The organism is Oceanisphaera sp. (genome assembly GCF_052084945.1).
Taxonomy (GTDB): Bacteria; Pseudomonadota; Gammaproteobacteria; order Enterobacterales; family Aeromonadaceae; genus Oceanimonas.
Window position 1 is genome coordinate 1 of sequence record NZ_JBQDEX010000012.1, and the last position, 13,416, is coordinate 13,416.

The following is a 13,416-nucleotide window of genomic DNA, read 5'->3' on the forward strand; positions in this document are numbered from 1 at the left end:
TTTTAAGCGGTCAGCGCTATATGGCTGTCGGTGATTTGTTGCTCGCCTAGGTAGAGGCGGCCGCCTTGGCTGCCTAAATATAGAGTTTGCCCGCGGGTTACACCGCTTAAATGCTGATGAGGTAGCTGGGCTTCCATCAGCTCACCTGGCCAATCTTTGGGCTCTAATTCCAGCTGCACTAAGCTACCTCGGGCATTCACATCCGTCACCAGTACCGGCAAGGGGTGCTGGGCGTCCGCTTGTGTTTTTAAGCTCACTTCGTGTGGGCGTAAATACCAGCTAGCCGCGCCTTGTTTATGGCTGGCAATGGGTAATTGCAATGGGTAATGGCCGACTTTAAAACGACTACCTGTTATATCACCGTTAATTTTGTTCACTTCTCCCAAAAATTCCAACACAAAACGGCTAGCGGGCTCTTGCCAAATCGCATCAGGTGAGCCAATTTGTTCCACATGTCCTTGGCTCATCACTACCACTTGATCAGACACGTCTAATGCTTCTTCTTGGTCGTGCGTAACGAAAACACTCGTAAAATGTAGATCATCGTGTAAACGACGCAACCAACGACGCAGCTCTTTACGCACTTGGGCATCCAGTGCACCAAAAGGCTCATCAAGCAGCAATACCTTTGGCTCAACTGCTAGCGAGCGGGCTAACGCGACGCGCTGGCGTTGACCACCAGATAGCTGGGCCGGAAAGCGATCGGCGACATGGGATAGTTGAATCATCTCTAACAGGTCGGTGACTCGGCGTTTGATTTCACTGTTAGCCGGGCGCTGCGCCTTAGGCATAATGCTAAGGCCAAAGGCGATGTTATCGAACACCGTCATGTGGCGAAATAATGCGTAGTTTTGAAACACAAAACCCACGTTACGATCGCGCGCGTGTAAGTCAGTCACGTCAGTACCGTTAAAATGAATACGGCCACGATTAGCGTGCTCTAATCCCGCAATAATACGCAGCAGCGTCGTTTTACCCGATCCCGAGGGGCCTAATAGACCCACCAACTGGCCGCTGGGCAAGTCGAGATTAATATTATGCAATACCTGGGTTTTGCCGAAGGACTTGTGAATACCCTCAATGTGAATACTCATACTGGATTACTCCTGCTCTTCGGCGCTGTGCAGGCGCCATTCAAGATAAGATTTAAATAATAAGGTGATAACGGCCATTAGCGTTAATAAGGCGGCTGCGGTAAAGGCACCCACAGCGTTGTAGTCTTGATGCAATAATTCGACATGCAACGACAGGGTATTGGTTTCGCCGCGAATACCACCCGATACCACAGACACGGCACCAAATTCCCCTACGGCACGGGCGTTGGTTAAGATCACTCCGTACAGTAGCGCCCAACGAATATTAGGCAGGGTAATTTTGCGAAATAATTGCCAGCCAGTAGCGCCAAGTAAAACGGCTGCTTCTTCTGAGTCGGTGCCTTGGCTACTCATTAATGGCACTAATTCACGTACCATAAAAGGACAGGTAACAAACACTGTCACCATAACAATGCCCGGCCAAGCAAACATCAGCTGCATGTCGTGTTCGTCAAACCAGCCACCTACCGGACCATTAACGCCATACATCAGCAAATAGAGTAAACCAGCCACCACAGGGGACACGGCAAAGGGCACATCCATTAAGGTCAGTAATAACTGGCGGCCACGAAAATTAAAGCGGGTGACTAACCAAGCTAACAAGGTACCAAATACTAAGTTAATGGGCACTGTCAGTGCGGCCACCATCAGCGTAAGGCCAATGGCATGTAGCATGTCGGGATCGTTAAGGTTTTCTAATACGCCTCCCACACCAGCAGCAAAAGCACCGGCAATAATAGCCAGCAGCGGCACCACTAATAACAGAATGGAGAGTACAGCTCCGGTGGCTATTAGCAGCCAGCGGCCCCAGGGGCGCGAGCGATGAGCTAAAGTTAACGATGTGTCCATTAGCTGTTACCTCGTACGCGGCGCATAAAGCGACTTTGTATACCGTTAATGGCAAAGAGCAGCACGAAAGAGGCCAATAACACCACACTGGCGATGGCACTGGCGCCGGCATGATCAAATTCTTGTATCTTGATGAAAATCATCAAAGAGGTAATTTCAGTTTGCCAAGGCATATTGCCGGCAATAAAAATAACGGCACCAAATTCCCCCAAACTGCGAGTAAATGATAAGGCGGTGCCGGTAATGAGAGCGGGTTTCAGCTCGGGTAATACCACGCGATAAAAGGCTTGCCACGGGCTAGCCCCTAAGGTGGCAGCAGCCTCTTCATACTCTGGCCCCAAGTCTTCTAATACCGGTTGTACGGTGCGCACCACAAAGGGCACACTGGTAAAAATCATGGCAATCACAATGCCGACCCAAGTATAAGACACCTTAATGCCCAACTCAGCTAACCCTTCGCCGTACCAACCGTTAGTGGCAAATAATGAAGCCAAGGTCAGGCCGGCCACCGCGGTAGGCAGGGCAAAGGGGAGATCCATAAGGCCATCGAGTAGGGCGCGGCCAGCAAAGCGATAGCGAGTTAAAATCCAGGCCATTAATAGGCCAAATACCATATTGAATAAACTGGCTGCAGCGGCGGCGCTGGCGGTGACTTTATAGGTAGCCACTACTCTAGGGTCACTAATCACTTGCCAGTATTGTGCCCAGCCCATTTGGCTGGTGTTTATGATCAAGCCGGTTAATGGCAGCAAGATAATAAGACTGACAAACAATAAGCTGGTGCCCAAGCTTAAGGTAAAGCCGGGTAACACTCGCTTAGATGATCCCAAGAGCGCCGCCATTAATTAGCGTCCTTTCGCTTGTAGCTGGTCTAGGGTACCGCCACTAACAAAGTGATCTTGCATGGCTTGTTCCCAGCCGCCAAAGACGTCTTCTACTTTAAATAGCTCGGTTTCTGGGAACTTATCCGCCACTTCAGCCGCAACTTCTTTATCATTTACGCGATAGTAGTTGTTCGCCAAAATACGCTGTGCCACTGGGGTGTATAAAAACTCCAAATAGGCTTTCGCTTCTTTTTCGGTGCCGTTACGCTTGACGTTTTTATCTACCCAAGTCACTGGAAATTCTGCCAGCACGTCAACCGAAGGCACCACCACTTGATAGCCGTCTTCTGCGTATAAGTCGCGAATATTATTGACCTCAGACTCAAAGGTGATCAGCACATCACCAATACCACGGTCGATAAAGGTAGTAGTGGCACCTCGGCCGCCAGTATCAAATACCGCAACCTGCTTAATCAACTTACCCATGTGCTCAAGAATTTTTTCTTGGTCACCATCAAACTGTTTATCGGCAGCGCCCCAAGCCGCTAAGTAGGTATAACGGCCATTACCTGAGGTTTTAGGGTTAGGGAACACCAATTGTACGTCGTCGCGGGTTAAGTCGTTCCAGTCTTTAATATTTTTTGGGTTATCTTTACGCACTAAAAACGCCATGGTTGATACATAAGGCGAGCTGTCGTTAGGCAGGCGGGCTTTCCAATCTTCGGGGATCAGCTTACCTTTTTGATGCAACACATCGACATCTGTGACTTGGTTGTAAGTGACCACATCGGCACGCAAGCCTTGCAAGATGGCCTGAGCTTGGCGAGAGGAGCCGGCATGTGTTTGTTTGATTGCTAGCTTTTCACCGGTTTCTTGTTCCCAGTGTTCAATAAAAATAGGGTTAATTTCAGCAAACAATTCGCGAGCAATGTCGTAGCTACTGTTCAGCAGCTCTTTCGCTTGCACGGGCACCACTGCGCTTAAACCGGCAGTGAGTAACAAAGTGGCAATAACAGATTTGCGCATAATGAACTCCAAGAACATGAATAATGTTGATGAAGTAAGTCTAATAGATCTATAAGTAATTGATAAGGTGTTTTATATATCTTTTAAGTATACGTAAGCAGGGGGGAGCATAATGGATAGGAACAGCGCCGAGCGCCCGGCGCCAAGCACCAAGCTAAAAGACAAACACGGGCCCGAAGGGCAGCGGTACGCTTGAAGCCGTAAGCGGTCAGCTAAAAAAGGCATAGCCAAGTTAAGAAAACAAAAAACGAGACTAGATATTTTGCAACGGAATCCACGACTTTCTGTTCACGATAAGCACGAAAAAATTAAGGTGAGATAAGATAGAAAAGTACTAAGAGACTTTATTGGTAAGAGCTAAGTAAATTCCGACCCCGTAGGGTCGCCTTCAGTCGACCGATTTTAGGTAACGTGCCACACGATTTTTAGATTTACCATCCGGCGAAGCAACCTAGCTTTTTATTTTATCTTTATATCGTCATACCGGACTTGCTCCGGTATCTCGCTTTTATGTTAAAGCCTAAAGACGAGATCCTGAATCGAGTTCAGGAAGACGGCATAAAAATAACACCTAAGCAGCGCTGTTGGTTAGCTCTGATCTCTATTTTTCCGCGTATTCCGTGGCCAAGATAGATCTAGGTTTGAAGATTTGTAACTTATCTCGTCCGCTTCACTCTTTACGCCTCACCGTTATTAAACAAAAAAGGCCTGCGTTGCAGGCCTTATTGTTGTTTTGCTATCACACTGTCGCCTTATTGCGGGGCGGCGGGTGAGATAGGTTGTGCCGGTTTAGCAATTAATGAGCGGGTGTCTTCAATGGCTTCGGTGATAATAACCTGTACTGTTTGGCCTAACTCATACAAGGTTTCTTTGTCTAAGTAGACACGGCCATTGTCCCAACTGCACTCTAAACGATCGCGGCTTGCAAAGATCAGTGACGATGGCATAAAGACGCCCGCGCCGTTCTCTTGCAAGCGTAAACGTACGCCGCCTCGGCTAACGTCCACAATATCAGCGTCAAACACCTTGCCCTCGGCAACCGCTGGTTGCAAGAAGCGCACATATAACCAATCGGCAATGTCACGCTCGGCACGACGGTGCATGCGGCGCTGTTCTGATAAATGCACAGCCAGCTCATCATTAGGCACAAAAGTGTCGTGAGCCTGCTCGGCTAAAATCGCTTTAATTAAACGATGGTTAACAATGTCACCATACTTACGAATAGGTGAGGTCCAAGTGGCATACGCCGTTAGGCCTAAACCAAAGTGTGGCCCTGGTGTTGGGCTCATCATGGCAAAGGATTGATAACGACGCGTGCGGCTATCAAGATAGCTGGTTTCGCGCTCATCTACCCAACGACGCAGAGCACAGAAGCCTTCCAAAGTGGATAAGTTGGCTGGATCAAAGGGGGCTTCGTGAGCTTGTAATAGCTCAGTTAGACCGTCCATTTTCTCGGGATCAAACCCTGTATGCACGTTAAAAATACCGGTGCCAATACGCTCATTTAGCCAGTTACCACAAGCTAAATTGGCAGCAATCATTGATTCTTCAATCATCTGATTGGCAATGCGACGATAATCAACCAAGATTGCGGTTACGCTGCTATCGGCATCCAGTGCAAAGCGAAAATCGGGTCTGTCTTTAAACACTATGGCGTGTTTGGCGCGCCAAGCATTGCGCACTAATGTGAATTCGTTCATTTGGCGCAGTTGCTCAGCTATGTCTTCAGTCGCTGGCTGCCAATCACCCACTTCTTCAATCCAGTCAGACACTTGGTCGTAGCTTAACCGTGCGTGCGAGCGCATGGTTGCGGCAAAAAACTCGGCGTTATCATCCACCTTGCCATCAAAATCAATCAATAGGCGGGCACATAATACCGGACGCTCAACGCCTTCTTGTAGCGAGCACAGCTCATCAGCCAAGGTGCGCGGCAGCATAGGAATGTTACGACCAGGCAAATAAACGGTAAAGGCACGCTCGGCGGCAACTTTATCCATGTCACTGTTATGCGCCACATAAGCCGTTGGATCGGCAATGGCCACTAACAATTCCCAGCCGTTTTCTAGGCGTTTAATGCTCAGTGCATCATCCATATCTAGGGTTGATTCACCGTCGATAGTAAAGAAAGGCACATCGGTGAGATCACGGCGCGTTAGCGTTTCTGCTACTGGTTGCCAGTCTTTGCTGTCTTCAGGAGCTTGATTGGCAAGCTTATTTCGGGCCAATACGACCCACCAAGGGGCGATAGGATCGTGAGTGCCGGCGATAACTTCCACAACATTGGCGAAAAAACCATTATCTTTTAGCGCATGGCGAGTTAGTTCACCCAGTACCCAGTCGCCTTCTTTTAAGCTTTTTTCATCTATGCCTTTGGCGGCACGGGCTTTAATGGCGTCTTTCATTAAGGGGTGATCGGGCACAATATTTAAGCGGTCACGAAACCACTTAACACGACCAACAAAGCGTGTAACACCGGCTTCAATCAGGGTTTCTGGTTCTACCAGCTCACGATCGTTTTCGGTGCGCACAATGGCGGTAATATGATCGCCATGCATGACTTTTTTCATGTGGGGCGGTGGAATAAAGTAGCTTTCTTTGTCGCTGACTTCTAAAAAGCCAAACGCTTTAGAGGTACCTTTTACAACACCTTCTTTAATAGGAAGGTCTTCGCGCATTTGCTGCTTTAGCTGAGCTAATAGGGGGTTGTTTTGAAACATAGTTAGAAACCTGTCGAAATATGCAGCTGACTATACGGATTTACCCCCTTAAAGCCAAGAAGTCCTTAATCCTTAGGCGAGGGTGAGCTGCGTAATGTCGGGTTGCCCTAGGTCATTAACCTGAGTATCTAATACATAACGACAGCGCCCCAATGCTGCTTCAACCCCAGGATTCCACGTATGTGATAAGCGTGCGAGCTGCTGCTGCCCTAAGCGAGTGTGTAAGCTGTCCCCTATGATAACTTCTAGCCCTTGGCGATGAGCCTGTTGCAATAATTGCTGGCAGTGATCAAAGCTGCCTATTTCTGCGGGTCTAAGGACAATGGCGTTAAGCTCGGCAAAGGGAGTCGCAACAGGCAAAGTGCCGGCGGTTGAATAGCGCACTAAATCAAAGGCAACTGGCAGTTGATATTGCTGTGCAAGCTGTTGCCCGGTGGCAATATCAGATGCAGGGTCGAGCAGCCAATCAATACGGTGGCCGTCAATGCGTTGCCACAAGCCTAATAATTGCTCGGGTGTTAAACGACCACCGGCATCTAATATTAAACGCACATTCGGTGCTAATACACACAGCTCTCGCACGAGTCCCGCATCATATTGCACATCGCCCGTTAGTGTTAGCCAAGCACGATCAGGTTGTACCCTGCGACAGCGCCATGCACGCACTATGGGGTCTCTGGGGCCTTCTAATAATGGCAAACTAGGGGCAGAGTCATCATCTCTGGCCATGGCTGAGCTCACGCGGGCTAAGGCGCAGTCGAGACCAAATTGCACCGCGGCTGTGGTGGCGCCATGGGGCAGTTCTTTACGTAGCCGTTGGCAAGCGAGGCGTAAATCTTGCTCTATGGCTAATAAGGCGTCATCAGATGCGGTGGGGGGAGGGGCAATTTCGCCCCAAAAACCGTTTATATTGATATAAAAACCACTGCGCTGCACTAAGGTGGTGTTATCAATTACTCGCGCCATGGTTAACGGCAGCTGGTAGCGATACGTTGTGATGTGCATAGTGTGTTATCCAAATAAGCTGACCGTTTATGACGGGAGTACATTTTTATCTTCACATAAAAGTAACATCTTGAAAAGGTGCTGACTAGCGCCTTTATATTGATATTAGTTAAAGCATAACGAATCTGACTTAGTTACCATAACCCATTGCATTCACTCAGTTAAAAGATAGAAGCTCCATGTCGCTACACTCTTGGTTATTAGCTATTCGGCTTAAAACACTGCCGTTAACATTGGCCGCTATTTTATTAGGCGCCGGCAGTGCGGCTAAGGCGGGCAGTGTTAATGGCCTCGTATTACTACTGGCACTCACTACCGCTTTATTACTGCAAATATTATCAAACCTAGCCAATGACTATGGCGATGGGGTGCGTGGCACAGATTCCGGTGCCCGCACCGGTCCCACCCGGGTATTAGCATCAGGGCAAGTGAGTGCCGTGCAATTACAAGGCGCCATCAAGGGGGTGGGTCTGCTGGCGGTGGTGTCGGGGTTATTATTATTGTGGCAGGCGTTGGGCAGCAATATCAGTGCTTGGTTGGGCTTTATTACCTTAGGGGCCTTGGCGCTGCTGGCGGCCTTAGGTTATACCCTAGGCAGTCGTCCTTATGGTTATTTAGGCTTGGGTGATATTGCGGTGTTTATCTTTTTTGGCCCTGTGGCGGTATTGGGCACCCATTATTTAATGCAGCATCAACTGAGTACAACTGCCTATTGGGCGGCGCTAACTTCGGGCTTATTGTCGGTAACTGTGCTGAATATTAATAATATTCGCGATCTTGAGGCAGACGGGGTGGCAGGAAAACGCACCTTGGCCTTGCGGCTAGGGCTGGCCGGTGCACGACTTTATCAGCTGTTGCTATTGGCGGTGGCCGTGCTGGCGGGCAGTCAAATTATGCAAGGGGTTGGTTTTTTAAGTTTGCTGGCACTGTGGCCATTAAGTAAAGCTGTGCGGTTGGTGCTGACTCAACGAGGGCATGTTTTAAATCAGGCATTAGCACTCACTGCCCGAGGGGCATTACTGTTTTGTGGATTACTGGCGTTGGGGTTAGCTTGGTAATAGCGTTTTACGCCATACGCTAAAGATAAACAGAAAGTTTTGTAGTGCAACGCTTAAGCTATTGATCCTGCGCAGCAGGTAGGTTGAGTCGTTGCGTTTAACGTTCAGCGTATAACGTAAGACGTTTTCGCTTGTTCAGTTTTGCTTTTGTGATCTGGATCTGATTTACTAGAGGCTATCTTGTCGGAGTGCTCTATATGGGCTGAGACCACAAAGTTGTGGGATCCGTTGAACCTGATCAGGCTAATACCTGTGTAAGGGAAGCAAGTGAGAAGTTGGCGTCTTTCCTCCTCTGCCAATTTTTTCATCAACACTCCTGACAAGCTTTTTCACCAAAAATGGATTCAAGTGAGATAGCTATGTCAACAGCAAAACCAACAGAAGTAACGACTCAAAAACCGGCTAAAAAAATAAACCGCCGTGAAGTTCGCAGCCAAGCACAAGCCTTTATCGATAACCTTAAAGGTGAGCACTTTCCTAATTCTAAACGAATTTATCTGCAAGGCTCGCGCCCTGATTTAAAGGTGGCGATGCGTGAAATTCACCTTGCCGATAGTTTGAAAGGCGGTACTGAAGCCAACCCCATTCTTGAGCCTAATGCGCCAGTGCCTATTTATGACACCTCTGGCCCTTATGGTGATCCGCAGGCGAACATAGATGTACGCCAAGGGCTACCTCAGCTGCGTCGCCAGTGGATTATCGATAGAGATGATACCGTCGAGTTAGCTCAGGTGAGCTCCGATTTTACCCAAGAGCGTATGGCCGATGAGGGTTTCGATCACTTGCGCTTTGAGCATATGCCCAAGCCCCGTAAAGCAAAGCTGGGTCATTGCGTAACCCAAATGCACTATGCACGCAAAGGTATTATCACCCCAGAAATGGAATACATTGCCATTCGTGAAAATATGGGCCGCGAACGAGTGCGAGATGAAATGCTGTTACAACAGCATAAAGGTGAAAGCTTTGGTGCGCATTTACCCGAGAACATCACACCAGAGTTTGTGCGTAAAGAAGTGGCCGAAGGGCGCGCCATTATTCCCGCCAATATTAATCATACCGAATCTGAACCTATGATTATCGGCCGTAACTTTTTGGTGAAAATTAACGCTAACATAGGTAACTCGGCGGTAACGTCCTCGATTGAGGAAGAAGTCGAAAAGTTAGTATGGGCCACCCGCTGGGGGGCTGATAACGTAATGGACTTGTCGACCGGTCGTAATATTCACGAAACTCGCGAATGGATTTTGCGTAACAGCCCTGTACCCATTGGCACTGTGCCTATTTATCAGGCGCTAGAAAAAGTGAACGGCGTAGCGGAAGACTTAAACTGGGAAGTGTTTCGCGACACCTTAATTGAGCAGGCCGAGCAAGGCGTTGATTATTTCACTATTCACGCCGGTGTGTTGCTGCGTTATGTACCTATGACGGCTAAACGGGTGACGGGTATTGTATCGCGTGGTGGCTCTATTATGGCCAAGTGGTGCTTATCGCATCATAAAGAAAGCTTTTTATATGAGCGTTTTCGCGATATTTGTGAGATTTGTGCCGCTTACGATGTCTCTCTGTCACTTGGTGATGGTATGCGCCCAGGCTCAGTGGCCGATGCTAACGACGAGGCTCAGTTTGCCGAGTTGTATACCTTGGGTGAGCTGGCAAAAGTGGCCTGGGAATATGATGTTCAGGTGATGATTGAAGGCCCAGGCCATGTGCCCATGCACATGATTAAGCGCAATATGGAAGAGCAATTAGAGCATTGCCATGAAGCACCATTTTATACCTTAGGCCCACTTACCACAGATATTGCCCCGGGTTACGATCACTTTACCTCTGGTATTGGTGCCGCCCTTATTGGTTGGTACGGTTGTGCCATGTTGTGTTACGTCACGCCCAAAGAGCATTTGGGACTGCCAAATAAAGAAGATGTGAAGCAGGGCTTAATTACCTATAAGATAGCCGCCCATGCTGCTGACTTAGCCAAAGGGCACCCTGGCGCACAAATTCGTGATAATGCGTTGTCGTTAGCACGATTTGAATTTCGCTGGGAAGATCAGTTTAATTTGTCGCTAGACCCTCAAACAGCGCGTGATTATCATGATGAGTCATTACCGCAAGAATCAGGCAAAGTGGCTCACTTTTGCTCTATGTGTGGCCCCAAGTTCTGCTCAATGAAAATTACTCAAGAAGTGCGCGAGTATGCAGCAGAGCAAGAAGCCATTGCGATTCAGATGGTCGATATCAATGGTGAGCATGAAACAATAGTCGCGGGCATGGCACAGATGTCTGAAGAATTCAAAAAGCGCGGCGGTGAGCTCTATCACCAAGCGGATAAACTGGAGAAAGAATTGCTATGACAAGACCCATAGTCTGGACCATTGCCGGTTCTGATTCGGGCGGCGGCGCTGGAATACAGGCCGACTTGCACACCATTCACGCACTGGGCGGCCACGGCTGCTCGGTTATTTCTGCTGTGACTGCCCAAAATTCGGTTGCAGTGTCCATGGTTGAGCCTGTGCTTATGCAGGCTTTTACTAATCAATTGGTGTCATTAGCCACGGATATGCCGGCAAAAGCCATTAAAATTGGCTTATTGCCCGGAGGCTTGCGGGCTGAAGTGCTGGCGCGTTACTTGCGCGAGTATCGTCGCCAGTGGCAGCCGTATGTGGTGTTCGACCCAGTGGCGATTGCCAGCACGGGTAAGGCGATGGCAGAAGCCAGCCTTTTGCCGGCAATAAAACAGCATTTGTTAGCAGAAGTTGACCTGATCACCCCTAATGCCATTGAATTAGCTGCTTTGTCGGGCATTACGCCCGACTCTGCTAACAATGTGCGCGCCGGCGCCGCAGCCTTGTTAGAAATGGGCGCGCGCGCTGTCTTGGTTAAAGGCGGGCACTTAGATTGGGCCGGTGCTCAGGCCATTGATTTTTATACCGATGGTGAGCGAGAAATTTGGCTGGCTAGCCCCCGAATAGACACTCCCCATGGCCATGGCACAGGTTGTACCTTGTCGTCGGCCATTGCCACGGCTATTGCGCTAGATTACCCGATAGAAGATGCGCTAGTGCTGGCTAAAGCCTATGTCAACCAAGGCTTAGCCGCTGCTGAGGGAGTAGGAACAGGCCCAGGGCCTGTGGCTCATTTAGGTTGGCCGACAGCGTTGAATGACTTCCCTACTGTGGTAATGCCGGGCTCGACGTTGGCTGAACAATTAGGGATCAGTGGCCCACATCCAAGCGCTGAATTTGCGGCCATGGATACCTTGAAGTTGGGGTTATATCCGGTGGTCACCAGCGTGGCATGGCTAGAGCAACTGCTTAACTGGGGCGTGCGTACCTTACAGCTACGTATTAAAGATAAAACCGATGCCGAGGTAGAAGCAGATATTAAAGCCGCCGTTGAGCTGGGCAAGCGGTTTAATGCCCGTTTGTTTATCAATGATTACTGGCGTTCGGCCATCAAGTTTGGCGCTTATGGCGTGCACTTAGGTCAAGAAGACATAGAAGTTGCCGATCTTGAAGCGATTCGCGCTGCAGGTCTTAAGCTTGGTTTATCGACTCACGGCTATTATGAAATGCTGCGTGCCCGTGAACTTAAACCTTCTTACTTAGCACTGGGGCATATCTTCCCGACCAAGACCAAAGACATGCCGTCACGTCCGCAAGGGCTTGAGCGTTTACATCGTTATGTCGCCTTAATGGAGCAAGAGTTTCCGCTCGTGGCCATTGGTGGTATTAGCCGAGATCGAGTGCCATTAGTAGCTGAAACTGGCATTGGGAGCATAGCCTTAGTGACCGCCATTACGGAGTCTGCGGATCCCGAAGCTGCCACCCGTGACTTGCTGGCCTTGGTGGAGGGCTAATATGTTGAAAGATGGCGAACTGGGTGTTGATGAACTTAGCGACAGCGAGTTTATGCGTTATAGCCGACACTTACTGCTTGAGGAAGTTGGCGAAGCCGGCCAACTCAAGCTTAAGCAGGCTTCTATATTGGTCGTTGGGTTAGGGGGGCTTGGCTCCCCTGCTGTACAATACTTGGCTGCGGCAGGTGTAGGTACGTTATGGATTGCTGACTTTGACCACATTGAGATGAGTAACTTACAGCGCCAGACCCTGTATGATATGGACTCATTAAAGCAAAGTAAGGCAGAAACCGCGCGTATTAAGCTACAACAGCTCAATCCCGAGGTGGAAGTGATCGCCATTAATCACAAGCTGGATGAGCAAAACCTGCCAGAATTTGTATCGGAAGTCGATTTGGTTTTGGACTGTACCGACAATATATTAATTCGCCAGCAGCTTAATGCCGCCTGCTACGGCGCCAACACACCATTGCTAGTAGGTGCGGCCATTCGCTTTGAAGGGCAACTGCTGGCGCTCGATCCTAAGCGCGATCATGGCTGTTACCGCTGCTTGTATGGCACAGAGATAGGTGAGCAACTGAATTGCAGTAACTCTGGGGTGATTGGCCCTGTGGTCGGCACCATGGGCATGCTACAGGCGTTAGAAGCCATTAAATATTTTACCGAAACGGGCGTAGTGCCTTGGGGTGAATTAAAACTGTTTGATGCCAAACATCATAGTTGGCACGGCTTGCGGGTGCCTAAAGATCCTGCTTGCCCGGTATGTGGACTCAAGGGAGAGAAATGATGCAAGTAACACTAAATGATAAAACCATGATGTTGACCGAAGGCATTACCCTTGCCGAGCTATTGCTACAACTTGAGCAAGATAAGCCGGGAGTGGCAGTGGCACTGAATAAAGAAGTGGTTGCGCGTAGCCAGTGGGCTGAGCAAACCCTAAATGCAAACGATAATATTACCCTATTTCACGCCATAGCCGGAGGCTAA

General features: G+C 49.1%; 11 protein-coding genes and 1 riboswitch. Of the genes, 5 read left to right on the plus strand and 6 right to left on the minus strand.

What is annotated here, in order from left to right; all coding sequences use genetic code 11:
* Positions 1 to 2: 2 nt before the first annotated feature.
* The 6 genes from cysA to ACTHY5_RS02195 form a co-directional block, all read right to left on the minus strand.
* Positions 3 to 1,094, minus strand: a complete 1,092-nt coding sequence (gene cysA, locus ACTHY5_RS02170; RefSeq protein WP_441875757.1) for a sulfate/thiosulfate ABC transporter ATP-binding protein CysA — start codon at positions 1,092 to 1,094, stop codon at positions 3 to 5.
* 6 nt (positions 1,095 to 1,100) lie between these two features.
* Positions 1,101 to 1,943 (minus strand): sulfate/thiosulfate ABC transporter permease CysW, encoded by an 843-nt coding sequence (gene cysW, locus ACTHY5_RS02175; RefSeq protein WP_441875759.1) that lies wholly within the window; start codon positions 1,941 to 1,943, stop codon positions 1,101 to 1,103.
* Positions 1,943 to 2,785, minus strand: a complete 843-nt coding sequence (gene cysT, locus ACTHY5_RS02180; RefSeq protein ID WP_441875761.1) for a sulfate/thiosulfate ABC transporter permease CysT — start codon at positions 2,783 to 2,785, stop codon at positions 1,943 to 1,945. The genes cysW and cysT overlap by 1 nt, the downstream gene beginning before the upstream one ends.
* Before the next feature lie 3 nt (positions 2,786 to 2,788).
* Positions 2,789 to 3,793, minus strand: coding sequence for a thiosulfate ABC transporter substrate-binding protein CysP (cysP, locus tag ACTHY5_RS02185; protein ID WP_441875763.1), 1,005 nt, complete (start codon positions 3,791 to 3,793; stop codon positions 2,789 to 2,791).
* A gap of 752 nt (positions 3,794 to 4,545) precedes the next feature.
* Positions 4,546 to 6,510 (minus strand): exoribonuclease II, encoded by a 1,965-nt coding sequence (locus ACTHY5_RS02190; protein WP_441875766.1) that lies wholly within the window; start codon positions 6,508 to 6,510, stop codon positions 4,546 to 4,548.
* Between the two features lie 72 nt (positions 6,511 to 6,582).
* The gene (locus ACTHY5_RS02195; protein ID WP_441875769.1) at positions 6,583 to 7,515 is read right to left on the minus strand and encodes an o-succinylbenzoic acid (OSB) synthetase; all 933 of its coding nucleotides are present in this window, start codon (positions 7,513 to 7,515) and stop codon (positions 6,583 to 6,585) included.
* 179 nt (positions 7,516 to 7,694) lie between these two features.
* Here ACTHY5_RS02195 and menA point away from each other — a divergent pair, with 179 nt between their 5' ends.
* From menA to thiS, 5 genes are all read left to right on the plus strand, one after another.
* Positions 7,695 to 8,573, plus strand: a complete 879-nt coding sequence (gene menA / locus ACTHY5_RS02200; protein WP_441875772.1) for a 1,4-dihydroxy-2-naphthoate octaprenyltransferase — start codon at positions 7,695 to 7,697, stop codon at positions 8,571 to 8,573.
* A 174-nt stretch (positions 8,574 to 8,747) separates the two neighbouring features.
* Positions 8,748 to 8,853: riboswitch (TPP riboswitch) on the plus strand.
* Between the two features lie 79 nt (positions 8,854 to 8,932).
* Positions 8,933 to 10,924: a phosphomethylpyrimidine synthase ThiC gene (thiC, locus tag ACTHY5_RS02205; protein ID WP_441875775.1), complete on the plus strand. Its 1,992-nt coding sequence runs from the start codon at positions 8,933 to 8,935 to the stop codon at positions 10,922 to 10,924.
* On the plus strand, positions 10,921 to 12,429 hold the full coding sequence (gene thiE, locus ACTHY5_RS02210) for a thiamine phosphate synthase (RefSeq protein WP_441875777.1): 1,509 nt from the start codon (positions 10,921 to 10,923) through the stop codon (positions 12,427 to 12,429). The genes thiC and thiE overlap by 4 nt, the downstream gene beginning before the upstream one ends.
* Before the next feature lies 1 nt (position 12,430).
* On the plus strand, positions 12,431 to 13,216 hold the full coding sequence (locus ACTHY5_RS02215) for a HesA/MoeB/ThiF family protein (protein WP_441875780.1): 786 nt from the start codon (positions 12,431 to 12,433) through the stop codon (positions 13,214 to 13,216).
* Positions 13,213 to 13,416, plus strand: a complete 204-nt coding sequence (gene thiS / locus ACTHY5_RS02220) for a sulfur carrier protein ThiS (protein WP_441875783.1) — start codon at positions 13,213 to 13,215, stop codon at positions 13,414 to 13,416. The genes ACTHY5_RS02215 and thiS overlap by 4 nt, the downstream gene beginning before the upstream one ends.